The 25,484-nt window shown below is 58.0% G+C and carries 20 protein-coding genes; 18 read left to right on the forward strand and 2 right to left on the reverse strand.

Features of this window, described 5'->3' with window-relative positions; genetic code table 11:
* Window positions 1-121: 121 nt before the first annotated feature.
* Window positions 122-295, reverse strand: coding sequence for a DUF3149 domain-containing protein (locus tag B4U49_RS12425; protein ID WP_078084941.1), 174 nt, complete (start codon window positions 293-295; stop codon window positions 122-124).
* Between the two features lie 322 nt (window positions 296-617).
* Between B4U49_RS12425 and B4U49_RS12430 the strand changes: the two genes are divergently transcribed.
* The 4 genes from B4U49_RS12430 (at window position 618) to B4U49_RS12445 (ending at window position 7,699) form a co-directional block, all read left to right on the forward strand.
* A complete protein-coding gene (locus B4U49_RS12430; RefSeq protein WP_078084921.1) occupies window positions 618-1,004 on the forward strand; it encodes a hypothetical protein in 387 nt (128 codons plus the stop codon).
* A gap of 123 nt (window positions 1,005-1,127) precedes the next feature.
* A complete protein-coding gene (locus B4U49_RS12435) occupies window positions 1,128-2,978 on the forward strand; it encodes an autotransporter assembly complex protein TamA (RefSeq protein WP_239692610.1) in 1,851 nt (616 codons plus the stop codon).
* A 102-nt stretch (window positions 2,979-3,080) separates the two neighbouring features.
* Window positions 3,081-6,986: a translocation/assembly module TamB domain-containing protein gene (locus B4U49_RS12440; protein WP_158078617.1), complete on the forward strand. Its 3,906-nt coding sequence runs from the start codon at window positions 3,081-3,083 to the stop codon at window positions 6,984-6,986.
* 47 nt (window positions 6,987-7,033) lie between these two features.
* On the forward strand, window positions 7,034-7,699 hold the full coding sequence (locus B4U49_RS12445; RefSeq protein WP_078084923.1) for a nucleotidyltransferase family protein: 666 nt from the start codon (window positions 7,034-7,036) through the stop codon (window positions 7,697-7,699).
* On the opposite strand, the gene B4U49_RS12450 is transcribed toward B4U49_RS12445, so the two are convergent.
* Window positions 7,590-8,474: a M90 family metallopeptidase gene (locus B4U49_RS12450; RefSeq protein ID WP_239692611.1), complete on the reverse strand. Its 885-nt coding sequence runs from the start codon at window positions 8,472-8,474 to the stop codon at window positions 7,590-7,592. The genes B4U49_RS12445 and B4U49_RS12450 overlap by 110 nt on opposite strands.
* Window positions 8,475-8,617: 143 nt before the next feature.
* Here B4U49_RS12450 and B4U49_RS12455 point away from each other — a divergent pair, with 143 nt between their 5' ends.
* From B4U49_RS12455 to csrA, 14 genes are all read left to right on the forward strand, one after another.
* Window positions 8,618-10,234, forward strand: coding sequence for a metallophosphoesterase family protein (locus B4U49_RS12455; RefSeq protein ID WP_078084925.1), 1,617 nt, complete (start codon window positions 8,618-8,620; stop codon window positions 10,232-10,234).
* A gap of 28 nt (window positions 10,235-10,262) precedes the next feature.
* A complete protein-coding gene (locus B4U49_RS12460; RefSeq protein WP_078084926.1) occupies window positions 10,263-11,633 on the forward strand; it encodes an SLC13 family permease in 1,371 nt (456 codons plus the stop codon).
* A gap of 181 nt (window positions 11,634-11,814) precedes the next feature.
* Window positions 11,815-13,986: a prolyl oligopeptidase family serine peptidase gene (locus B4U49_RS12465; protein ID WP_078084927.1), complete on the forward strand. Its 2,172-nt coding sequence runs from the start codon at window positions 11,815-11,817 to the stop codon at window positions 13,984-13,986.
* A gap of 180 nt (window positions 13,987-14,166) precedes the next feature.
* Window positions 14,167-15,051: a MaoC/PaaZ C-terminal domain-containing protein gene (locus B4U49_RS12470; RefSeq protein ID WP_158078618.1), complete on the forward strand. Its 885-nt coding sequence runs from the start codon at window positions 14,167-14,169 to the stop codon at window positions 15,049-15,051.
* Window positions 15,052-15,135: 84 nt separating this feature from the next.
* Complete coding sequence (locus B4U49_RS12475) at window positions 15,136-15,648, forward strand: CinA family protein (RefSeq protein ID WP_078084929.1); 513 nt, start codon at window positions 15,136-15,138, stop codon at window positions 15,646-15,648.
* Window positions 15,649-15,786: 138 nt separating this feature from the next.
* Entirely contained in the window at window positions 15,787-16,815 is a 1,029-nt protein-coding gene (gene recA, locus B4U49_RS12480) for a recombinase RecA (protein ID WP_078084930.1), read from the forward strand.
* A gap of 2 nt (window positions 16,816-16,817) precedes the next feature.
* Window positions 16,818-17,381 carry a regulatory protein RecX gene (locus B4U49_RS12485; RefSeq protein WP_239692612.1) on the forward strand — a complete coding sequence of 188 codons (564 nt, stop codon included), beginning with the start codon at window positions 16,818-16,820 and terminating at the stop codon, window positions 17,379-17,381.
* A gap of 99 nt (window positions 17,382-17,480) precedes the next feature.
* The gene (gene glpK, locus B4U49_RS12490) at window positions 17,481-18,968 is read left to right on the forward strand and encodes a glycerol kinase GlpK (RefSeq protein ID WP_078084931.1); all 1,488 of its coding nucleotides are present in this window, start codon (window positions 17,481-17,483) and stop codon (window positions 18,966-18,968) included.
* 138 nt (window positions 18,969-19,106) lie between these two features.
* The gene (locus tag B4U49_RS12495) at window positions 19,107-19,976 is read left to right on the forward strand and encodes an alpha/beta hydrolase (RefSeq protein ID WP_078084932.1); all 870 of its coding nucleotides are present in this window, start codon (window positions 19,107-19,109) and stop codon (window positions 19,974-19,976) included.
* A 137-nt stretch (window positions 19,977-20,113) separates the two neighbouring features.
* The gene (locus tag B4U49_RS12500) at window positions 20,114-20,302 is read left to right on the forward strand and encodes a Trm112 family protein (protein WP_078084933.1); all 189 of its coding nucleotides are present in this window, start codon (window positions 20,114-20,116) and stop codon (window positions 20,300-20,302) included.
* A 48-nt stretch (window positions 20,303-20,350) separates the two neighbouring features.
* A complete protein-coding gene (locus B4U49_RS12505) occupies window positions 20,351-20,713 on the forward strand; it encodes a histidine triad nucleotide-binding protein (protein WP_078084934.1) in 363 nt (120 codons plus the stop codon).
* A gap of 60 nt (window positions 20,714-20,773) precedes the next feature.
* A complete protein-coding gene (gene alaS / locus B4U49_RS12510; RefSeq protein WP_078084935.1) occupies window positions 20,774-23,386 on the forward strand; it encodes an alanine--tRNA ligase in 2,613 nt (870 codons plus the stop codon).
* A gap of 156 nt (window positions 23,387-23,542) precedes the next feature.
* Entirely contained in the window at window positions 23,543-24,781 is a 1,239-nt protein-coding gene (locus tag B4U49_RS12515; RefSeq protein ID WP_078084936.1) for an aspartate kinase, read from the forward strand.
* Between the two features lie 215 nt (window positions 24,782-24,996).
* On the forward strand, window positions 24,997-25,191 hold the full coding sequence (csrA, locus tag B4U49_RS12520) for a carbon storage regulator CsrA (RefSeq protein ID WP_078084937.1): 195 nt from the start codon (window positions 24,997-24,999) through the stop codon (window positions 25,189-25,191).
* Window positions 25,192-25,484 lie beyond the last annotated feature (293 nt).

Genomic DNA, 25,484 nt, shown 5'->3' on the forward strand with positions numbered 1-25,484 from the left:
GTAGGCCCACCGCGTTAACACGCAAAAAAGCCGGACTCAGGGGGCTGATCCGGCATAAGGCTAGGCATTCCGTCGGTAAACTGGGGCCCGGGAAGTGATCTCCCGGGCTTCTTTCGTTCGGTCAGGCCGTTTTCAGTCGGCGCTCGGTGTCCGCATGCGTCAAGCGCGCCTGCTCTTCATTCATTTTGCGCAGCGCCATCCGGGTAATATACCCGCCCATCACGCATACAAAGGCGATGATGCCCAGGCTTAGCAGGCCGGAAAAACTGGTGAACAGGTCGATCATTGCGTCCATGATTGCCTCCGCGGTTGATTCGGCGGGGGATTGTTCGTTTTCCCCGGCCACTTGCCTTTAACTGACTCCAGTGTAAAGTGGCGCCGATTGGGCCCCTTGATCCAGGTCAAGGCTTCATCAAATTGCCGCCTGGATCAGCGGATCCCTGGCCCGTATTCAGTATTGGGCGGGGAGGGATGGTGAGTGGCAATACATCGCTCGCTGCGCTACCCGGAATGAGCGATTCTGCGCTAGGCTTGCGCTAAGCTGTAGAAAACGGATTCCGGTATCTGTTCACAACAACACCAGCAACCGTAAATCAATAATTTCACGGAAGATAAATATGATTACCTATCTATATTGGGCCGCTGTTATTGCGCTGGTCGTGCTGTGTCTGTTTGCTGGCAGTCGGCTCGGTAGCCTGGGTAAAGGTGCCATTGTCGGAGCCATCATCTTTCTCGCCGGCTGGCTCGCCTATTACTTTCATTTCGAACAGGTGTTCGTCAAGCGCTTCGGTGGCGTGATGCGTATCAGCGTGCCGGATGGGCAGCGACACCTGGGCTCTACCTGGAAAGACGACAATCTATGGGTGGAAAACTACGACCCCGAAAGCAATGAGTGCATCTTCAGTGAATATTCCAAGGGCAACCTGCTGGAAGGGCGGGTCATCATCCGCAACTGTAATCCGCTGATGGAACGCACCGGATCGGCGACGCCTCCCGGACGCTGAAATGTTTTTGAGACCGGCCTGATCATCGATGTAACGCCTCGACTGATATACCGCCCGGTGGTGTAAAGTCCGGTAAAGTTGCGACGACTGCGGCAACTTTTACCGGCGGTCGGCGTCGCAGTGATGATGATTGGCAAACGGATATTTGTCTTGCGCGTATTTTTCTTCGCTTCCAGGGTTTCCTGCTTTCAGATCGCGGCGTCTGTGCTGCTCGCTTTATCGTTATTGCTGTTGCCTCAGCCGGGTAACGCTCTGCCATTTTTCGACAATCTGCCCAAGTTCAAAATCCGGGTATCCGAAGACCGCAAACTTCAGGACTGGCTCAAGGACCAGCTCAAGGAGCAGCGCAAATCCAGCAGCGTGCTCAAATCTTACGAGGACCCTTTGGACGTCGCCCGTTACGAGCGCGGAACCCTGGAAAAACTGCTGCGCTCGCGCGGTTATTACGATGGCCGTGTTCGCCAGTCGGTGACCGATGGCGAGATCCTTTACCGCGTGGTGCCCGGACCTTTGTACCGGATTCAATCCCTTGACGTGAAAATGCCCTCCCGCCTGAAGCCGGGATTTCCCGGTGTCGGATTGCGGGTGGGTGACCCTCTGGAAGCGGAAAAAGTCACCGAGGGCGTCAAGCGCATCGAAAACTATCTGGCGGAAAATGCTTGTCTGCTGAATGTCGATGTGGATTACCAAGCCACGGTGATTCACAGTGAGCAGACAGCCCGGCTCGAGTACCGTGTAGCGCCGAGCCCGGAAGTGCATATCGGACAGGTCTATGTGGAAGGCTTGAGCACTGTAGATGAGGAGTTCCTGCGAAAACGCCTGAAACTGGATGCGGGAGATTGCTTCTCCCGTGGGAAGATGGATGCGGCCAAACTGCGACTGCTGCGCACTAATCTGATTGCCGGTGTGAATGCCGAGGTGTCGGAGCCGAATGCCGGCATTGTGGATATCACCTTTCTGGTCATTGAGCGTAAACATCGCACCATCCGCCTGGGAGTGGGGTATTCATCTGATGATGGTGGTGGCGCATCTGCTGGCTGGGAGCACCGCAATATTCTTGGCCGCGGTGAAAAAATTGAAGTAGAGACCCGGGCCTATGAGGTCACACAATCACTTAAGGGCGAATTACTGGTGCCGCGCTTCTTTCGTGACGATCAGAACTTCGCTGCGACCGCGGAGGCCGAAAATGAAGACCGGGACTCCTACCAAGCAGAATCGATTACTATCGGCGGGACTATCTCTCGCCGCCATACGAAGCATCGTACTTTCAGTGTGGGTAGTGAGCTGAAATTCAGTAGGGTGCAGGAAGAGGGCGAGGAGAGTGAGAATTACAACCTGCTGTCTTTCCCTCTCGGCATCAAAATTGATACCACGGACAACCTGCTTGACGCAAAACGTGGTGCGACCGTAGCACTGGAGGTCAAACCCTACTTTGACCTTAGAAGCGACGGGACGCAATTTACCAAGAACACTCTTGTGATGACCGGGTACCACACCTTTGATGAAACCCGGTTTGATCCCACCCTCGCGCTGCGTATCAAGGCGGGTGTGATCTCCGGGGCCGACAATCTGGAAATTCCCGCAGATGAGCGTTTCTACGCAGGTGGCGGTGGCTCGGTGCGCGGATACAGTTACCAGGCCCTTGGTCCACGGCGCTTGATTCCATCGACGGTGGCCGGCGAGCCGCCCGAGCTGTCCGACCCCATCGGTGGCCGGGCGCTTAGTGAAATTTCTCTGGAAGGGCGGTTTCGCTTTACCGAGAGCTGGGGCGGAGTGCTGTTTGTTGATGGCGGTAATGCCTACGCCGATCCGCAGCCGAGTTTTGATGATCTCTACTGGGGTATCGGTCTCGGGGTGCGTTACATGACTTCCTTTGCCCCCCTGCGGTTCGACATTGGATTTCCTCTGGATCGTCGCGAGGGCCTGGACGACAGCAGTTATCAGATCTACGTCAGTCTCGGACAGGCGTTCTGAGCCATGGCTGATGCATTCCCTCCAAATCCGGTTCCCGGCCCGCCCGCAGGTCCATCCAGGCGCAAGCGCCGAAAACATTGGCCGCGCGCGCCGCGCCTGACAATGATTACTGTCAGCCTGCTGCTGCCGCTATTACTGGCGATATTTCTGGTGGGCTCAGAAAGTGGTCGCGAAGCCGTTACCCGCGGCGGTCTGGCCATCGCCCGTCACTATCTGCCGGATCTGGAAATCAATGCCGAAGGGTTGCGCAGTCAAGAGCTCGGCCTCTGGTATTTCGAACACCTGCAGGTGCGCTACAAAGAGCGTCCCATGATCGAGGCGCATCGGTTGACCCTGCATGTGGATATCCGGCGCCTGTTGCGCAATCAGATCCATATCCCTGAGCTGAGTGCCCACACCTTCCTGTTCGATAACACGCTACTCGGGGAATACCTGCAGCTGCACGTGAGTGAGGAGGAAGTGGAAGACGCGGCAGAGGAGGTGGACGATCCCAATATGCCGGCGATCTGGTTAGAGCGCCTCGCGGTAGAGCAGCTCACTGTCATCGACGCTGCGCTGAAGGGTTTCCCGGTGGTGGAGGTCAACGGTCACGGTAGTTACCGCTGGCCCGGTCGCGAATCCGCCCTGGCGCTGGAGATTGCTGAAATCCAGGGCAGTGAAATGCACGTGCAGCTGGATGGCCGCATGCAGAGCGATACCGTCTATGCATTGACCCTGTCTGCGAGTGAGCAAAGCGGTGGCTTTCTCGGCCGTACCTTGCAACTGCCCGCCGGTGAAGTGCTGGATGCGGATGGCCGCTTTCTGCTGGAGCTCGCCGGGGAGAATCAGCTCAATGTAACCGTGGAGCAGTTTTCCCTGCCGCTGGTACATCACCGCTTTGGCTTGGCGGGGCGTGCGGAGGTGGTGCTCGCGCCCTGGTCGGTATCTACCGACGAGTTGGCGCTCACGGTGGATGAATCCCGGCACGCCCTGCGCGGTCAGATCAATGGCGAGACCATGGACCTGAAACTGCAGTTAAACCGGCTGCCAGTAGCCATCTCGCAACCCTGGCAGGACTATCTTCAGGGCGGCTGGCTGTCGGCGGATCTGGCAATAAAGGGACCGCTTAAACTGCCCAGTGCGGACGGCACCGTGGAGCTCAGGTCTAGCTACCAGGCGCAGCCGCTACATGTGACCGGTGAAGTGGAGACTGTGAAAGAAGTTATCCACATCCGAACCGCGCGTCTGGAGCTGGCCGATGCGGCACTGGACGCAAGTGGCAGTGTGGATATAGGCGCTGAATCCATTGACCTGAAAGCGGTGATCGAGCAGTTGGCGGTGGCCGAGATACGCAAGATCCTGGCGTCGTTAAAAGAAACCAGTGATGTAGAGATTCCACAGGAACTTGATGGATCCATCGAGCGCCTGCAGGTGACCGCAGCTGGTCCTTGGAAGAACCCCCAACTCATGGTGCTACTGGATAGCGCGGCGCGGTACCGGGAACTGGATGCGACCCTGCAGGGGCACGGCAGTGGCAATCTGGACACCTTCGCGATCAGCGATCTGGTACTCGAGGGGAAGGGGCTGCGGGTTAGTGGTAGCGGTGAGGTCGATATCCAGCGCAAGGCGCTGCAGTTTCAACTGGATGTTGCGGCGCGCGGGCTGCTGCCAGCGGAACAGTTCGGGGTGCCGGTAGACCCGGGAACCAAGGTCGACCTGGACGCCGTAGTGTCTGTTGTCGGGCCTTTCAATAATCCCAAAATGTCCGCACGGCTGTCGTCCGACGGCCACTATCGGGAATACCGCTACCGCCTGCGTGGTGGCGCGGCCGGTAACGCGGAAGAACTCACCTTTGACCGCCTGCGCCTGGACCTCTACACCGATGGTGCCTTGCAGCCCGCAGAGTCTGGCGCCCAGTCGCTGGTCGCGGGTGAAGCGGAAGACCCGGGGGAGGACTACCCACTGCAACAATCCCGTGAGCGCGTGCGGGGGGCGGCTGCCCTGGCCGCCGACTCCGAGGCCGCACGCCAGCGGGGCAACGCCTGGCTCGAGTTGAATGGTGTGGTGGAGCCGAAGGCGCAGCGTGCTACCGGTAGCGTTGCCGGGCGCAATATTCCACTTGGGCTGGCCAAACTGGCCGGCGTGCAATTACCCCCCTCGCTTAGCGGCGAGCTCAGTATCGACGGCCAGTTCTCCGGCCCCTTTGCTTCCCCGGAAGCCACCGCCAATATCCTCGGCCTGGGGGAGTTTCGCGGAGAACCCTGGCAGGTACAGGGGGATGTGAGCTACGGCAAGGCGCAGATTATGCTGTCGGAGGTCAAACTGCTTTGGGCAGGACGCAACCAGCTAACCGCCGATGGCAGCCTGAGCGAGCAGGCGCTGAACCTGGAGTTGCGTGCCCAGGCGGTGCTGGCGGATTTTGAGGAATGGATCAGTGCGGATATCAGCGACAGCGGTGAGTTGTCTCTGTGGGCCACGGCGCGGGGGACACCGCAAAACCCGGATCTGGAAGGGGAACTCAAAGTCAGCGGACGCGCGCCGGCACTGCGCGACGATGCGCTGGTCCAGGCGCCACTCACGCTGCTGCTTAACTGGCAAACCCGCGCCGGTAATCTGGAGCTCAATCTGGACGCGGGGCATGGCAGCCGCACCGCGGCGGATGCGCAAGCCACGCTGGCAATCGCACCGATTCTGGAGGAGTTGTTCCGGGACAAGCCCGAAGGTGAATCGCCGCCCCTGCCAGTGGATCTCCGTGCCAGCGGTAATGCGGATCTTGCGGCACTGGGAGCGTTTTTTGATCCGGAAATTCATACCATGCGTGGCAAGCTCGATTTCAACCTGTCCGCAAATGGCACCACGCAGACGCCCAATGCCAGGGGCAAGATCAACCTGCGTGACGGCTATTACGAACATCGTCCCAGCAATACCCGACTGCGCAGTGTCGTGTTTGTAGCGGATCTGACGCCAGATGCCTGGCGTGTTGTCGAAGCCAGTGCGCGCGACGGTGATCGCGGTCGGGTGGAACTGCAGGGCGCTGTTACGTTCAAAGAAACGTTGGCCCCCGAGCTCAACTTCTCGCTTACCGCGCGGAATGCGCATCTGCTGAATATGCCCGGCGCTAAAGGCGCATTCAGTGGTGAGCTGCGGCTGACCGGAACCACAGAGGACGCGTTGTTCGCAGGCACTCTCAACCTGCGGCCGTTGGCGGTACAGGTAGAGCATTTTATCGGCAGCAGCGTGCCCGAGATCGATGTGGTCGAGGTAGAGGTCTACGGCGGCGAGAGCGAGCAGGGATCGAGCCTGCTGAAAAACATCGAGCTGGCTCTGCAAGTGGTGCTGGACCAGCAGTCCTATGTACGCGGCCTGGGGCTGGACTCGGAGTTGAAGGGCAAGGTGGATATTGCCGGTACCGCTGCTGATCCCCAGGCTTCGGGGGCCCTGACGATCGTACGCGGCAAATTCGATCTGCTCGGCAAGAAGTTCGAGTTGCAGGAGGGGCAGGTTCAGTTCGAGAACAATGTGGCTGCTATTTATGTGAAGGGTGTACACACCTATCCGGAGGGTGAGATTACCGCGGTAATTTCTGGCACCACGGATGACCCGAAAATTGAATTCAGCTCCAACCCGGCGGCGGCGCAGGATGAGATTTTTGCCCAATTGCTGTTTGGCAAGTCCCTGACCGATATCTCACCCCTGCAGGCGGTGCGTCTGGTCGGCGTGGTGCGGACCCTGCAGACCGGTGGCACCGGATTCGACCCACTTGCCAGTACTCGCGACCTGGTGGGCCTGGATACGCTGGATTTCGAGTCCGAGGCTACGGACGAGGGTGACCAGTACTCACTTAGCCTGGGTAAATACATCACCAGCCGTATTTACCTCGAGCTTCAGCGCAGTACCGACCCGCTGAACCCATGGCAAGCGGAGATGCAGATAGAGCTGCGCAAAAATCTGCGCCTGGATATCAAGTCCTCGGATAACAATGAAAGCGGTGCCGGAAGTGTCGAGCTTCAGTGGAAGAAGGATTACTGAACGACTATAAAAATTGAACCTAATTAAAAACGATGGGAGAAAACTGAATGGAATATTCAATCGTTGTATTGGCTGCCGGATACTCCCATCGCTTTGGTAGTGACAAACGTCTCGCCAGTATTCAGGGCGAGCCGATGTTACTGCGCACTTTGCAGACTGCCCTGGATGCGGCATCTGCACTGGAAGATACCTCCGTCCAGGTAGTCCTTCGGGCCCGTGATTCTGTTATTGCCAATGGGTTGAAAAAACTGCCGGTGCAAGTGCTGCACGCTCCGGTGTGGCCGGTCGGCATCGGGTCGAGCCTTGCATTTGCGGTAGAAAACCTGCAGCGCGCCGGCGCCAATCCCAAGGCAATTCTGGTGTGCATGGGGGATATGCCGTTTGTGGACGCGGATACCCTGGTGAACCTGCTCGATTCCGCCAGAGAGGATCGTATCTGTGTACCCGTATGTGCCGGAACCCGCGGCTATCCCATCGCTATTGGTCGCAAGTACCTGTCAGCCCTCTCGCGTCTGCGCAATACGGGAATGGAGAAGGTACTGCGCATTTTTGCCGACGCGGTGGTCGATGTGGAAGTGAGCGACCCGGCGATCAATTGCGATATTAATCGCCCGGATGATTTCCACGCAGCAGTGCGGCAGGATCTGTTCGGTAAAATTTTTGCAGTTCCCGGTAAAGGGTCGGGTGAGCTGCTGCCATCGACGTTGGAATAATGAAAAAGGCCTCTGTGGCCACGGCAAAAAATTCCGCGGGGGATTGCGCGCCATAGGTATCCAGCACTGATGCCTTCCGGGCAGCAGTCTCCCTACCTTCCTCTCTTCCTACCTCTGCCTCTGTGTGCACCGCTTGAATCCGCTTTCGCAGTTCGGCGAATGCCTCCCGCATCACCGGTGCCCAGTTCTTTCCTTGCTCCGATGATTCGAAGGGCGGCCTGCCGTCCACATAGCCGTCCTCTTCATCCAGTTTGTGCGCAAACTCGTGAATGGCCACATTGTGGCCCTGCTGGGGGTTGGCCAGCCCCTGTTGCAGATCATCCCAGGACAACACCACCGGGCCGCGGTAGTGGGCCTCACCGGCGCGGGCACTCAGGTGCTTGGATCTTACATGGCCGTGGTGCCGTGTTTCTTCGGCCACATAGGCGTCCGGATATACCAGGATGGTACGCAGATCCGGATAGCAGTTATTGTCACGCTCCAGTAACAGCAGGCACGCATGTGCAGCAATCACCACACGCATATCCTCGCTAAGCTCCAGTCCATTACATCCGACGAACTCTTTATCGCGCAGGAACAGGCTGATGTTCTGTTGCAGTTCCTGCTGTCTCGCCTCCGGCAGGTGGGGGTACAGGGCGAGTCGGCTGCGCAGGATTGCCTCCTGCTGCGGGTTCAGTGGGCGCGAGCGCAGGTAACGTCGCCGCATACGCTGCCACGCCAGCGGTACTACCCAGACCAGTACCGCGAATACAATGACTGCAAAGAAAGTTTTCAAGCCGGTCTCCCTGTCCATATTTCTGGCGCTGTCAGTGTATCCCATGGCGCGGCGCGATTGACCTCTAGTAAGATTCTGCGACCATAAGCAGCGCACGCAAACGTGCGCCAGAAAAAGAATGAAAAAGGCAGGAATGTCAGGGTATGGATACAGCGGATGCCGAGCTGCGTTGTTCGGAAAGCAGTGTCGACGCGGAGGCGTTGGTTTCGGGCAGCTACATGCTGGTACCACACGGGTTTGCGGCGGGTAACCGAATACAAGTCTGGGTTGGGGGGCACGATGTGGCGTCCGTGGGGCGACTGTGGCTGCGCAGTGAGCCACTGGTGCCACAGAGCGCGGAGATTCCCTCCGACGTATCCGGCTGTCGTGATGTCCCGCTGCAACTGGAACCGCAGGCGCAAGGACTTCGCTACACCCTGGTGACAATACCTACAGCTCCCGGCTGTCATTACCGGCTGTCTCTCTGGCAGAGTCAAAACGGCGAACAGCGCAAGCTCGCGGAGGCAGACTGTCGCGGCAGGCCGAATTCACTCGCCAGTGCCTTCAATGTCTGGTACGGCACTTGCTTCTACCGCAATGTGGATCACGGTGCGCTGGAAGAGGCATTTTCCGCGCTGCCCGAATCTGCGCGTCCGGACGTGTCTTTCCTGGGCGGCGACCAGGTGTATCTGGATACCGCTTTCTCAAATACGGGATTTACCTTTACCCCGGGATTCAGTACGCGCAATTTTTCCCCGCTCGCGCTGCGCTCCGATGGCGCCATCCGTCGGCTGCTCAACAAGATATTTGCGCGGGAATACCGGGAGACTTGGGGGGGCGGACTGAGTAAGTTACTGCGCTCGGGTAATCACTATTTTCTCGCTGGGGACCATGAGTTCTGGAACGATTACCCCAATCCCCCGGGATTCCTGCCGGTACTTTGGTCATCCAGGGTGCGGCGGATCTGGGATGACTGCGCGCGCCAGCTATTCAATGCCTACCAGCTACCGCACGGGCGCGGGGCGAACCAGTTTGATATCGGCGAAGAGTTGAGTTTTTTCGTTCTCGATACCCGCTTGCAGCGCGGTCGCGGCCGGGACAGCAACTTTACCGACCCGGCTACCCTGCAGCAGCTGGAAGACTGGCTGCAGGGACTGAAGGCCCCCGGGGTACTGGTGCTTCCTGCACCGCTGCTCACCCGATGGCAGTTTCGTGCGGGGGGAATCGGGCGTGCGCTGCGAGTGACATTAGGGTTTGGTGATCACTCCCTCGCGGATACCGGTCAGTACCAGGCGCTGGTGCGCGCGCTGAATGCTTGTCGCCAGGATATGCTGATTCTCGCCGGGGATGTGCACTTCAGCCGCCTTGCGGAATTTGAGTTGAACGGTAAACAGGTGGTGGAGGTGGTCTCTTCCCCGCTGTCCTGTCTGCCGAGCGCGGCGGCTGTGCCGGAGCAGAAACCGGGATTCTTTCCCGATCGGCCCACCGACGATATTCGCGCAAAGGTGAACTATCTCGAGGCCGGCAGCACCCGCTCCACACTGCACGTGAAGTCTGGCAGCGAGCTGGGCAAAAGCGTCAGCAACAACAACTTTGTCACCCTGGGCTTTACCCGCGCGGATAATGGAATCTGCGTGCATATCCAGTGCTGGAATGTGAGCGCCAGGAATGAAGATGGCACTCCGGCCGTGGACTGGGAGAGCCGCCATGTCTTGTTGCACCGTCGTCAGGCAGAAACCCGCTGCGATACAGGCGTGACCGCAGTACAAGTGTCGATATAAGAAAAAGTAGAATAGCGAATTATTCATCATGACCAGACAACTGTTTATTCCCCTCGGCCCGGTTATCGCGGTCGTTTTCTATTTTTTCGTGAAGTCGCTGGGGATGCCGTATTTACCCGCAGTGACTGCAGCAATTACCGTGCTTACTGTGGTCTGGTGGATAACCGAGGCGCTGCCCATTCCGGCAACCTCCATTGTGCCGTTTGTACTGCTGCCCCTGTTCGGCGTAGCCGATCACAAGCTGGTGGCATCGTCCCTGGGCAGCCACGTGATCTTGTTATTGATGGGCGCCTTCATGCTGTCCAAGGCGCTGGAAAAAAGCGGTGCCCACGAGCGACTCGCCCTGTATATGCTCAAGGTGGTGGGTATTTCCAGTGGCCGGCGTCTGGTGCTGGGGTTCATGCTGGCAGCGGGGCTGCTGAGTATGTGGATATCCAACACGGCCACCACCCTGATGATGCTTCCCATCGCACTGGCGATTCTCTCCCGCGCGGATAACCACCGATTGACCGTGGCCCTGATACTGGGGATTGCCTATGCAGCGAGTCTCGGCGGTGTGGGTAGCCCGCTGGGTACGCCGCCCAATGTGATCTTCATGGGGATTTATGAAGAGCTCACCGGGCGAGAATTCAGTTTTGCGCGCTGGATGAAAATCGGTTTGCCCGTGGTATTGATCACGTTGCCGATCATGGCCTTGTGGCTGACCCGGGGGATTCATTTGCAAAAGGCCCTCGAGCCGCCCACGGTCGGTGCATGGCGGGCAGAAGAGGTGCGCACCTTGATGGTTTTCGGGGTCGCAATCCTATTCTGGGTAACCCGCAATGAACCCTTCGGTGGCTGGAGCGATTTGCTCGGTATAGCCGATGCGGGTGATAGCACGGTAGCGCTGGCTGCGGTAGTGCTGATGTTTATCGTACCCAATGGAAAGGGCGGGCGACTACTGGACTGGAAGACTGCCGAAAGTATTCCCTGGGGGATGTTGTTGCTGTTTGCCGGGGGGATCGCCATTGCCAAGGGATTCGCTGCTTCCGGTCTCAGCGAGATGATGGGGCAGGGGCTTAACTTCCTCACGGCCATGCCACTGTGGCTTATGCTGGTTTTATTGTGCCTGTCGGTCACCTTCCTTACGGAGATCACCAGCAATACCGCGACCGCCACTTTGCTGATGCCGATTCTCGCGGTTGTGGCCACTACGGCCGGGTTTGATCCCATGGTGTTGATGATCCCCGCTGCCATGTGTGCCAGCTGTGCGTTTATGCTCCCGGTCGCCACCGCACCCAATGCGATTGCCTACGGCACCGGTAAACTGCGAATCCAGGAAATGGTGAGAGAGGGCGTAGTGCTGAGCGTACTGGCCTCTCTTATTATCGCCGGGGTGTGTTGGGTAATGTTGGTGTAGCTTAAAATCTATGCGGTGCTTTGTGCTGTAAGAGATTGCTTTTTCACTCTATTTATCTGCTGTTGGCTCTGCGGCTGAATGATTGTTCGGGTGGCGTTGTGCGGTGACCAAGTCCTTGATCTATAACCTTGAATTGGGTTTCCTAGGTGGTTTCGTATCAACCCCGCAGGGACATTCAATAATGAAAAAACTATCCATACTGGCGGTGGCCGGCGTGCTGGCCGCGTGCTCGGGCGAATCTCCGGAGGTCTCCCAGTCCATGAGCGAAGTGCAGGCGGAAAACCCCAGCGCATCCGCTGTGCTGGCTTATCCACAAACCCGCAAGGATGACGTTATCGACAGTTATTTCGGCAATGAAGTAGCGGATCCTTATCGCTGGCTGGAAGACGACCGCAGCGAGGAAACCGAAGCCTGGGTTAAAGCCCAGAACAAAGTGACCTTCAGCTACCTGGATCAGATCCCCTACCGGGAAAACCTGAAGCAGCGCCTGGAAACCCTGTGGAACTACGAAAAGGTTGGCTCCCCGTTCAAGGAAGGGGACTACACCTATTTCTACCGCAACGACGGATTGCAGAATCAGTATGTGGTCTGGCGCAAGAAGGGAGATGGCGAAGCAGAAATCTTCCTCGACCCCAATACCTTCAGTGAAGACGGCACCACTTCCCTGGCTACCCTGAAGTTTTCCAAAGACGGTTCCATTGCGGCCTATTCGGTATCCGAAGGTGGCAGTGACTGGCGCAAGATCTATGTGATCGATGCGGAGACTAAACAGGTTCTTGAAGAACCGCTGGTCGACGTGAAGTTCTCTGGCATCTCCTGGAAGGGTAACGAAGGTTTCTACTACTCGAGCTACGATAAGCCCGAGGGCAGTGAGCTTTCCGCCAAAACTGACCAGCACAAACTGTATTACCACAAGCTGGGGCAGGCTCAGTCCAAAGACGCGCTGGTATTCGGCGGGTCTGAAGAGCAGAAGCGTCGCTATGTATCTGGCTACGTGACCGAAGATGATCGCTACCTGGTGATCTCCGGGGCAACCTCTACTTCCGGCAACGATCTGTTTATCCGCGATCTCACTAAGACCGATGCGCCGCTGGTACCGGTGCTGACCGACTTCGATTCCGATACCTATGTGATTGATAACCTGGACAGCAAGCTGTTCCTGGTCACCAACCGTGATGCGCCGAACAAGAAAGTGGTTACCGTGGATGCCGCCAATCCGACCCCGGACAACTGGCAGGACTTCATCCCGGAAACCGAGAATGTGCTGACCGCATCTACCGGTGGTGGCTACTTCTTCGCAGAATATATGGTGGATGCCCTGTCGCGGGTGTACCAGTACGATTACAACGGCAAGCGTGTGCGGGAAATTTCCTTGCCGGGACCGGGCAGCGTGTCCTCTCCCAGCGGCAAGCGTGAAGACAAAACCCTGTATTACTCGTTTACCAACTACAAAACGCCGTCCACTATCTTTGCGTTTGATGTAGAGAAAGGCGAATCCGGTGTTTACCGCGAATCCGGAGCAAAGTTTGATCCGGCCGCGTACGAATCCGAACAGGTGTTCTTTACCTCCAAGGATGGCACCAAGGTGCCGATGCTGATCACCTATAAAAAGGGTCTCGAGCTGAATGGCAAGAACCCGACCATCCTGTATGGCTACGGCGGTTTCAATGTCAGCCTGACCCCATCGTTCAGCATTGCCAACGCGGTATGGCTGGAGCTGGGCGGTGTGTACGCGGTTCCCAACCTGCGCGGCGGTGGTGAGTACGGCAAGCGCTGGCACGATGCGGGTACCAAGCTGCAGAAGCAGAATGTGTTTGATGATTTTATCGCTGCAGGTGAATACCTGATTGAACAGGGCTATACGTCCAGTGACTATCTGGCGATTCGCGGCGGTTCCAACGGCGGCCTGCTGGTGGGTGCGGTAATGACCCAGCGCCCGGATCTGGTAAAAGTGGCACTGCCTGCCGTGGGTGTGATGGACATGCTGCGCTACCACACCTTCACCGCTGGCGCTGGCTGGGCATACGATTACGGCACCGCCGAGCAGAGCGAGGAGATGTTCGAGTACCTGAAAGGTTACTCCCCGGTACACAATGTGAATGCGGGCGTATCCTACCCGGCCACCCTGGTGACCACTGCGGATCACGATGATCGCGTGGTACCGGCGCACTCCTTCAAGTTTGCCGCCGAACTGCAGTCGAAGCAGAACGGCGCTGCACCGACCCTGATTCGCATCGAGACCAATGCCGGTCATGGAGCGGGCACGCCGGTATCAAAGACCATTGAGCAGTACGCGGATATCTTCGGCTTCACCCTGTTCAACATGGGCGTTTCCGAACTGCCCGGCAGTTGATCCTCGATCTGTTGCTACCATTAAAAAGCCCGGCTTATGCCGGGCTTTGTCATTTTTCAGGCATCAGTATCGGGCACAATGCTGGTTGGGGTACCCCGTGCCCCGGATTCCACTTATGATGCAGAACTGACCAGTCTAATACCCAGATGTTCCACTGCAGCCGAAGTAGCAAGCAGACCTATGTCACTACAGATTCAACTCAATGCCCGCCCGGCGATACTGCCGTTGTATTTCCGTGCACTCACCGCGCGCAAACGGCGACAGGTGTCTGGCGGGGGAGAGGCGGTACTCGCCACGGTACGTCTGCAGCAACAGGCGATTGACGCCGCCCACCTGCAGGAGTATCGCGAGGTCTGCGGTTTCGGGGGCGCTGCGTCGGTACCGGCGACTTACCCATTCGTACTCGCCATGCCCCTGCATTTAAAGCTGCTGGTTTCCGATGCCTTTCCTTTCCCGGTTTTGGGGGTGGTGCATGTACGCAATCAGATCACCCAGTACCGGAAGCTACAGGAAAGCGACCGACTGGAAATCCAGTGTGAGCTGGGTGCGCCGGCAGCGGTTAAGCGGGGATATGAGTTCGACCTTGTTACGCGGGTCTATGTGTCGGGCGAGCTGGTCTGGGAGGGCGTGAGCACGCTGCTGGCGAGAACGGCGCACCGCAGCCCTGTTCGTTCTGTGCGGGCCGTCGCGGAACGCAGCGACTTTGAAGCCAGCACCGCCATAGATTGGCAGGTGCCGGCGGATATTGGCAGGCGTTATGCCCGGGTATCCGGTGACCGAAACCCGATTCACTTGTTTGCGTCTACAGCGAAAATATTCGGTTTTACCCGTGCCATTGCCCACGGTATGTGGCTGAAGGCGCACTGTCTTGCTGCACTGGAAGCGACTGCACCTGCAGACCCGCTGTTTGACCGGTTCCGTTTCAGTGTCGAGTTTAAAAAGCCGGTACTGTTGCCTTCGCAGGTGTCCCTGTTACACGCTCGGGATGACGATTTTTTGCAGTTCAGTCTCACTGGTGAAGATACCCGGCGCGCGCATCTCTGTGGTCGAATTGAGGCCATCTAGCCTGCTATTGGCTGTTTGCGTAAACTCGGGCCCGTCCCAGGCAGGTCGGGGCGTTGACCAGGTGAGTGTGCTTAAGGAGTGAGAGTGGATTCTGAAATCCGGCAATTGGCAGCCAGTCTGGGGCGTGTGCTCCAGAGTCTCGGCTGGAAAGTGACTGCCGCCGAGTCGTGTACTGGTGGTGCCGTTGCCGCGGCGATTACCTCTGTGGCAGGGGCATCTGCCTGGTTTGAGGGCTCGGTGGTGTCCTACGCGGATCGCATCAAGCGAGATTTCCTCAGCGTCGATCAGAAAGACCTGGAGGAACTCGGTGCGGTCAGTGAGTCGGTTGTACGCCAGATGGCGGTAGGCGTGTTCAATCGCCTGGATGCAAATCTGGCGGTAGCGGTGAGCGGTATCGCCGGACCCGATGGCGGTACAGAGGAGAAGCCAGTGGGCACCGTGTGGATCGCGTGGGCGCATGGCGAGGGTCAGGAGCCTGTTACGGTGGATGCCCGCTGTATGCATTTCTCCGGTAGCCGTGCAGAAATCCAGACGCAGACCGTGGTCGCGGCGCTGCAGGGACTGCTGGATATTGCCGAGTCTCACCGCACCAACTAATTTATGTGACCGCTGAATTCAGGTGTCGTGGAGCAATCCCCCGGCACCGACCATCAATTCCGGATTACTGGTTGCTTATACAGTAATTTTTCTCTAAGCTCCCTCCCATAACCAATCTTCAAGCACACGGGAAGGGTCATGGATTCCAACAAAGACAAGGCTTTACAGGCGGCGCTGTCACAGATCGAGCGTCAGTTCGGCAAGGGCACCGTCATGCGTATGGGGGATAAAGAGCGCGCGCGTATCCCCGCGATCTCCACTGGCTCCCTCGGCCTGGACGTGGCACTCGGCATAGGCGGTCTGCCCCGCGGCCGTATTGTTGAGATTTATGGCCCGGAATCCTCCGGTAAAACTACCCTGACCCTGCAGGTGATTGCTGAAGCCCAGCGCAAGGGCGGTACCTGTGCCTTTGTGGACGCGGAGCACGCTCTGGATCCGATCTACGCTGAGAAGCTGGGTGTCAACGTCGACGAGCTGATCGTATCCCAGCCGGATACCGGTGAGCAGGCACTGGAAGTGGCCGATATGCTGGTGCGCTCCGGTGCCGTGGATGTACTGGTTGTCGACTCCGTTGCCGCACTGACCCCGCGCGCTGAGATCGAGGGTGAGATGGGTGATTCCCACGTCGGCCTGCAGGCGCGACTGATGTCCCAGGCGCTGCGTAAACTGACCGGTAACATCAAGAACACCAATACCCTGTGTGTATTCATTAACCAGATCCGTATGAAGATCGGTGTGATGTTCGGCTCTCCGGAAACCACCACCGGCGGTAATGCACTGAAGTTTTACTCCTCCGTACGTCTGGACATCCGCCGTATCGGCTCTGTAAAAGAAGGCGACGAAGTGGTTGGCAACGAGACGCGGGTAAAGGTGGTCAAGAACAAAGTGGCGCCGCCATTCAAGCAGACCGAATTCCAGATCATGTACGGCGAGGGGATCAACCTGCTGGGCGAGATCGTCGATTACGGTGTGAAGATGGGCCTGGTGGACAAGGCTGGTGCCTGGTACAGCTACAAGGGCGACAAGATCGGTCAGGGCAAGGCCAATGCGGTCAAGTTCCTCAAGGAAAATACCGATATTCGCAACGATATCGAGTCCCAGCTGCGCGCCCAGCTGCTGGGTGACGTGGTTGCCGCGCCGGAAGAGCTGGAAGCCGCGGAAGACTGATTTTGTCTTTCCCCCAAGATACTGTCGGCGGCGGGGCAAACTTGCCGTCGACAGACTCCCCCCAAGATACTCCATCACCTGCCGAAGCCTTCCAGGCGCTGTTCAATAGCGTATTGGAATTACTTTCCCGTCGCGAACACTCCTGTCAGGAGTTACGCCAGAAACTTGCCGCCAAGCATCCGCATGCGGATTTTGATGCCGTAGTGGAGCGTCTGCAGGAACTCAATTATCAATCTGATCAGCGTTTTACCGAGGTGTTCTGTCGCTCGCGGGTGCAGCGGGGGCAGGGACCACTGCGTATCCGGCAGGAGTTGCAGCTGCGCGGTATACCCTCGACGATGATTCAGCTGGCGATGGATCAGCTGCAGGAGGAGGTGGACTGGTTTGAGCTGGCGCTGGAGCAGTTGCAGCGCAAGTTTCGGCGCCCGATGGATCCGGCGGCGCCCCGTGATCAGCAGATGAAAGAGCGGGCCCGGCGACAGCGATATCTCGCCTATCGGGGATTTTTTGGCGATGCTATCCAGTATGCCATTGCCGAGCTTGATGCCGGCAATGTTGCAACTTGAGGCATGGCGCCAGGAAGCCTGTATAGCGTATATACTGGCTGAGGAATAAACGGTCGACACACTCAAGAAAGAATATTCAATAAAGAATAGTGAGCCGCGATGATCCTCTCCATCGACCAGGGTACCACCGGTACTACTGCCTTTGTCTTCGATACCGAAGGCCGTCTGTGCGGTCGCAGTTACTCGGAATTTCCCCAGTACTATCCACACCCGGGATGGGTGGAGCACGACGCTGAAGAAATTTGGCAGGTGACTCTCCGGGTATGCGCTGCCGCGTTGCAGCGTGCCGGAATTGAGGCCAGCTCCCTGCGTGCGCTCGGCATTACCAATCAGCGCGAAACCACTGTGCTTTGGGACCGCCGTACCGGTGCGCCAGTGCATCGCGCGATTGTCTGGCAGTGTCGTCGTTCGTCCGATATCTGTAACCATTTGCGAGAAGCGGGCGCCGAATCGCTGGTGCGGGCCAAAACCGGACTGTTACTGGACGCGTATTTTTCGGCCAGCAAATTGCGCTGGATCTTTCAGCAGTCGCCGGCGCTTTACCGCCGTGCGCAGGCTGGCGAGCTCTGCTTTGGTACCGTCGACAGCTGGTTGATCTGGCGACTCACCGGCGGCAAGTCCCACCTCACCGATCATACGAACGCCTGCCGGACCCTGCTGTACGATCTGGACCGCCGACAATGGGACGACGAGCTGCTGGAGCTATTTGACTGTCCTCCATCAATTCTTCCCGAGATCCGCCCCTCTTCAGGCGTGTTTGCCAGCACCGATCGCGATGCCTTTTTCGGTGCTGAGGTTCCGATTGCCGGAGTGGCCGGTGACCAGCAGGCGGCGCTGTTCGGGCAGGGCTGCACCGGGCCGGGGAGTCTCAAGAATACCTACGGTACCGGGTGTTTCATGCTTGCCTATGCCGGTGATCGGCGGCCGCTGGTTCCGGAAGGGCTGCTCACCACGATTGCCTGCGATGGCGCTGGCCAGCCCGCATTTGCCATCGAGGGATCCGTATTCAATGGCGGCGCTGCCGTGCAGTGGTTGCGGGATGACCTCGGTGTCATCCAGCAGGCGGCGGATACGGAGCAGATTGCCCATTCGATCCCGGATACCCGGGGTGTCTATCTGGTTCCCGCATTCAGTGGATTAGGTGCCCCCCACTGGGATGCGGGCGCCCGCGGTGCCATATTCGGCCTTACCCGCGGTGGCGGGCGTGCAGAAATAATCCGTGCCACGCTCGAATCTATCGCCTATCAGAGTCACGAGCTGGCGAGCCTGATGGCGCAGGCACTCGGGGTGGAGCTGCAGTGCCTGCGGGTGGACGGTGGCGCCAGTGCCAACAATTTCCTGATGCAGTTCCAGGCGGATATTTCCCGCCTGCGGGTGGAACGGCCTCGTCAAATCGAATCGACGGCGGTGGGCGCTGCGCTACTGGCGGGTATCGGAGCGGGTATCTGGCAGCACGAGCGACTCCCTGAATCGCTACAGGACATCGATCAGGACTTTCTGCCGCAGATGGGTGAGCTGCAGCGGCGGACGCTGCTGGATGGCTGGCGTCATGCGGTGGCGGCATGCCGAACCTACAGGTCGGATTAGCGGTGTGAAAAAGGTGGCCGGAATCGGTGGCGGAAGGCGCTGATTCATTGTAAAAATGGATGCAGTAACCGGCCCGAAATACTTCGATCATATCGAAGTGGCAATATCCTCGAATAACGATAAGAGAAGGAGAGTGCCATGTATTTTGAATCCCGCGGTATCCGGCTGCACTACCGCCGATGGTGGGTGGAGAATGCCCTTGGCGTGGTGGTGATTTCCCACGGTTTGGGCGAGCACAGCGGTCGCTACCGCCTGCACGCCCGCTACCTCAATGCCCACGGCTACAGTGTCTACGCCCTCGATCATGTTGGTCACGGCCTGTCCCCCGGTCGCCGTGGCGATATCGAAGATTTTGACCACTACGCCGCAGACCTTTGTCGCCTGATACATCTCGTTCGTCACGAAAATGAGGAGCTCCCAGTGCACCTGTTGGGGCACAGTATGGGCGGGGTGATCGCCTGCGCCAGTGTGATGAACCCGGTGGGGGACAGCTCGGTTGCAAGTCTGGTGTTGTCTGCTCCGGCTTTTGTTGGTTGCAGCGAGCCGGGTGCGGTAGAGGGGGGGCTGGTGCGCCTGCTGGCGAAAATTTATCCCTCGTTATCCCTGTCCAACCGGCTGGATGTCCAGTGGATAAGTCGCGACCCCGAGGTTGTGGAGGCCTATATAAATGACGATCTGGTACACGATCGGGTGACGCCGCGCTGGTTTGATGGCTATCAGCGTACGCGTGACTGCCTGTTGGCCAGCCCTGAGGCGATTAAGGTACCCAGCCTGATGCTGTTGCCCGGAAATGACAGGTTGGTGGATTCCTCCGCTAGCCGCGAATGGTTTGACCGCTTGCCCGGCAACGTTCACCAGCTGCACACCTTTCCCGATGCCTATCACGAACTGCTCAACGAGCCGCAAGCGGCGGAAGACGCCCTGGCACTGCTGGTGGAGCATCTCAACCGCTTTTGCGAGTCTTCCTCACGCGGTATTCCGGCGCAGCGCGCCGTAGCCGGTTCCTGAGAGGGCGCCCCGCCCGCGATTTTCGGCCGTCGGAAATCTTCCTTCGGCCGTGAAAACCCCCCGAAAGCGTTGTACCATACGCGGTCATTTTTGACCCGTAGCCCCGTAGTTGCTGGCTGCGGGCTTATGTAGAGTGAATCATGGACAAGAAACTATTGAGTCTGCTGGTCTGTCCGGTCAGCAAGGCCCCGCTCGAGTATCGTGAAGAGTCCCAGGAACTGGTGTGCAAGGCCAGTGGCCTGGCCTATCCGGTGCGGGATGGCATCCCGGTGATGCTGGAGTCCGAAGCACGGCAACTTACCGCGGACGAAAAACTGGAAAAGTAGTCCGTTGGTTTTGCGGGGACGGCTCCCCGGCCACAAGCAGGAGGCATAATGGCGGAAGACAGCGTTTTCAGTCGCATCATTGCGGGAGAGGTGTCGGCACGCCGAATTTACGAAGACGATCAGTGCATTGTGATCGAAGATCGCGCCCCGCAGGCGCCGACACATCTCCTGATTATTCCCCGCAAGCCTCTGGTCAACCTGGCAGAGGCAGAGCCCGATGATGCGCCGCTACTGGGACATCTGATGTGGGTGGCTTCCAGCGTGGCCAGGCAGTTGGGGCTCGAAAAGGGGTTTCGCCTGATTGTGAACAACGGCCGCGAAGCGGGGCAGACCGTATTCCATCTGCATATCCATTTACTGGCCCAGCGCAAAATGCCTGAGGCCGGCCTTGCTGACGACCTGCAGGGCTGAAAAGGGTGGCGCAGCCAATGCGCCGGTACAAATTTTACTGACGATGTGGAAGTTGGCTGAATGAAGAGCGCACAGATTCGCGAAGCATTTCTAAAGTATTTTGAAGAGCAGGGGCACACTCGAGTTGCCTCCAGTTCGCTGGTGCCGGGTAATGACCCGACGCTGTTGTTCACCAACGCCGGCATGGTGCAGTTCAAGGACACCTTCCTTGGCCAGGAATCCCGCCCATATGTGCGCGCCACCAGCTCACAGCGCTGTGTACGTGCCGGCGGCAAGCATAACGACCTGGAGAATGTCGGTTATACCGCGCGCCACCATACCTTTTTCGAAATGCTGGGTAATTTCAGCTTCGGTGACTACTTCAAGCGTGAGGCCATCCAGTTTGCCTGGCAGTTCCTGACCGAGGTGTTGCAGCTACCTGCAGAGCGTCTGTGGGTGACGGTGCATATCAGCGATGACGAGGCAGCGGACATCTGGCTCAAGGAAGTCGGCATCAGCGCACATCGCTTCTCTCGCCTGGACGAAGACAACTTCTGGCAGATGGGCGATACCGGCCCCTGCGGTCCCAGCTCCGAGATTTTCTATGACCACGGCGAAGATGTTCCCGGCGGTCCCCCCGGTTCCGAAAATGACGACCTCGATCGCTATATCGAGATCTGGAACCTGGTGTTCATGCAGTTCGAGCGCTCGGCGGATGGCGAGCTGCACCCGCTGCCCAAGCCCTCCGTGGATACCGGTATGGGGCTCGAGCGTATTGCTGCGGTAATGCAGGGCGTGCACTCCAACTACGAGATCGACCTGTTCCAGGCGCTGCTCAAAGCGGCCGGCGAAGTGGTTGGCTGCACCGATACTGAAGAGAAGTCCCTGCGGGTCATCGCCGACCATATCCGATCCTGCTCTTTCCTGATTGCCGACGGCGTCATGCCGTCCAATGAAGGGCGCGGGTTTGTACTGCGTCGAATTATCCGCCGCGCTGTGCGTCACGGCCACAAGCTGGGCCACAAGGAGATCTTTTTCCACAAGCTGGTTGCTGCGCTGGTGGAACAGATGGGCGAGGCCTACCCCGAGCTGCGCGAAAAGCAGTCCATTATCGAAGGCGCCCTGCGCAAGGAAGAAGAGCAGTTTGCCAAAACCCTGGATAAAGGACTCACGCTGCTGGACGACGCTCTGGAATCCCTCGAAGGAACTGAAGTGCCGGGAGAGCTGGTGTTTACCCTGCACGATACCTATGGATTCCCCACCGATCTGACCCAGGATATCGCTCGTGAGCGCGGGCTGACCCTGGATATGGCGGGTTACGAAGAAGCCATGAACGCGCAGCGCGAGCGCGCGCGCGCTGCCGGTAAGTTCAAACAGGACTATAGCGGCAGCATCGAGCTCGAGGGCACGACCGAGTTCCTCGGCTATGACAATACCGATGCCGCCGGCAAGGTGGTGGCCATTATCAAAGATGGTGAGCAGGTTGAGCGGCTCGAAGAAGGTGAGAGCGGCGCTGTCGTATTGGACCGTACCCCATTCTATGCGGAATCCGGTGGCCAGGTAGGTGACAGCGGTTACCTGCAGTCCGGGGATACCCGATTCGAAGTGTCCGATTGCACCAAGCTGGGCGCACATCACCTGCACCAGGGTAAGCTGCTGGCGGGCAGTATCGCGGTAGGTGACCAGGTCGCGGCCGAGGTGGCGGGGGATGTTCGACAGTCCACCGCCCTCAATCACTCTGCGACCCACCTGTTACATGCTGCGCTGCGCAAGGTGCTCGGCGAGCATGTCACCCAGAAGGGCTCCCTGGTGGATTCGGAGCGTCTGCGCTTTGACTTCTCTCACCCGGAAGCGGTTACCGCAAAGCAGTTGCGCGCCATCGAGGCTCTCGTCAATAACCAGATTCGCGCCAATACCGCGGTGGAAACCGAAGAAACGGATATTGAAACGGCCAAGGCCAAAGGTGCCATGGCGCTATTTGGTGAAAAGTACGGTGATACCGTACGTGTGCTTTCCATGGGGGAGCGCAACGATGCAGGTACCTTTTCGGTAGAGCTTTGTGGCGGTACCCATGTGGCGCGCACCGGGGATATCGGTCTCCTGCGGATCGTTGGTGAGAGTGGCATTGCGTCCGGCCAGCGCCGTATCGAGGCGGTCACCGGTGCCCATGCTTTGGCGATGTTCGATCAGGCGCAACAGCGGCTCGATCACGCGTCCGCCTTGCTCAAGGCGCGCCCGGAAAACCTGGGCGACAAGGTAGAGCAACTGCTTGCCAGTAATCGCAAGCTGGAAAAAGAGCTCGCGCAGCTGAAGACCCGCCTTGCCAGCGGTGCTGGTGGAGACCTCACCTCCCAGGCGGTAGAGGTCGACGGGGTCAAAGTACTGGCTGCATCTATTGATGGGGCTGACCCGAAATCCCTGCGCGACCTGGCCGACCAGCTGAAAAACAAGCTGGGCAGCGGCATTGTTCTGCTGGCTGCGCCGGGAGAAGAAAAGGTCGCGCTGATTGCCGCGGTTACCAAGGATCTCACCGGCAGGCTGGCGGCGGGCGACCTGATGCGCTTTGCCGCGGGAGAGCTGGGTGGCAAGGGCGGCGGTCGCCCGGATATGGCCCAGGGCGGTGGCACCGACCTGCAGGCACTGCCCGGCGTGTTGAAATCTGTGCCGGAATGGGTGAAAAGCAATATCAAGTAAGCCAAATGATCAGTTGCGCCAGTAAATCGTGAATTTCTGGTGTTAGATCATTAAGAATTGCGCAATTTCAGTTGATTTGCCCTGGGTTTGGTGATTTAGTGCGCGGCACGCGCGAGTCAGGTACCGCGCACCCAGGTAGTAAGGAACACTAGAGCGATGAGTTTGTTCGTGCAGAAATATGGCGGCACCTCGGTAGGCTCCATTGAGCGTATCGAGGCTGTGGCCGATAAGGTGGCTGGATTCAAGGCGCAGGGCCACGGCATGGTGGTGGTGCTCTCGGCGATGAGCGGAGAGACCAACCGTCTGATCGATCTTGCGCGCCAGATCCAGGAACACCCGGATCCCCGAGAAATGGATGTGCTGGTCTCCACTGGAGAGCAGGTCACCATTGCATTGCTGAGTATGGCGCTGAAGAAGCGCGGTTATGATGCCTGTTCCTATACGGGCGGCCAGGTAAAGATCCTTACGGACAACGCCCACACCAAGGCGCGTATCCAGCGAATCGACGTAGAGCGTATGCGTCGGGATCTCGATGCCGGTAAGGTTGTGGTAGTGGCTGGTTTCCAGGGCGTCGATGACGAAGGCAACATTACTACCCTGGGTCGCGGTGGCTCTGATACCACCGGGGTTGCACTGGCTGCGGCGCTGGATGCCACCGAATGCCAGATTTATACCGATGTGGACGGTGTTTACACCACCGACCCGCGAGTAGTCGATAGTGCCCGTCGTCTCGACCGCATCACCTTCGAGGAAATGCTCGAGATGGCGAGCCTTGGTTCCAAGGTGCTGCAAATCCGGGCGGTAGAGTTCGCCGGTAAGTACAAAGTGCCACTGCGCGTGCTCTCTACATTCGAAGAGGGTAACGGCACACTGATTAGTCTGGATGAGGAAGACAACGAGATGGAACAGCCTGTAGTCTCCGGCATTGCGTTCAATCGCGACGAGGCAAAACTGACAATCCGCGGTGTGCCGGATACCCCCGGGGTGGCTTGCCGTATCCTTGCGCCGGTTGGCGCAGAGAATATTGAAGTCGATGTTATCGTGCAGAACATCAGTGCGATCGATGGCACTACCGACTTCACCTTCACCGTGCACCGCAATGACCTGAGCAAGGCGCGCGGCGTGCTGGAGCGCGTGGCTGCGGAGCTGGGTGCCCGCGAAGTGGTATCCGACGACAAGATCGCCAAGGTTTCCATTGTCGGTGTGGGTATGCGGTCTCACGCCAACGTGGCTTCGCGTATGTTTGAGGCGCTCGGTGAGGACAACATCAATATCCAGATGATCACGACGTCTGAAATCAAGATTTCAGTCATTATCGATGAGCGCTATCTGGAGCTTGCGGTACGTGCGCTGCACAGTGCTTTCGAGCTGTCGGAAGCCAAAACCGCGGGATAACTATAACCAGAGTGATGGATTCCGCCTCCAACCATAGCAATTCGGTTGTCTGGCGTGTGGTACGACCTGTTGAGATTTTCAGCGACTGGGCGATACTGAATAAAGTGACGGACAAGATTCCCGGTTTGAAGCCTTCTCGGGTTATTATGACTCAAGGCATTGGTCTGGGATAACCGGTCGTGCCAAATCACAGGATGATCAAGGAGAAGTAGGTAATGTTGATTTTAACCCGCCGTATCGGTGAGACACTGATGGTTGGTGACAATGTGACGGTTACCGTGTTGGGTGTGAAAGGCAACCAGGTACGAATCGGGGTCAATGCGCCGAAGGAAGTTGCGGTTCACCGTGAAGAAATTTACCAGCGCATCCAGCGTGAAAAGCAGTCCTCTGGAGAGGGTAGCGCTGACTGACGGTAGTCGATCAGAAAGGGCCGCATAGCGGCCTTTTTTTATGCCTGTACGATTTCTAGGCTATCCTGAAGAAATCTCAAAAAGTTATTGATTCCCCATTGATTTTTGTCTCGCCGTTGGTATGATGCCGCTCACTTTCAGCAGCCAAGAACATTTGTTTAGCGCTGTTGTTGCCCTGAAAAGTAAATCGGATCAGGGTGGAAAAGTTATCCGGTGAGGTGGCCGAGTGGCTGAAGGCGCGCCCCTGCTAAGGGCGTATGGGGTTAAACTCATCGAGGGTTCGAATCCCTCCC

Source organism: Microbulbifer mangrovi, assembly GCF_002009015.1.
In the GTDB taxonomy this organism is placed as follows: domain Bacteria; phylum Pseudomonadota; class Gammaproteobacteria; order Pseudomonadales; family Cellvibrionaceae; genus Microbulbifer; species Microbulbifer mangrovi.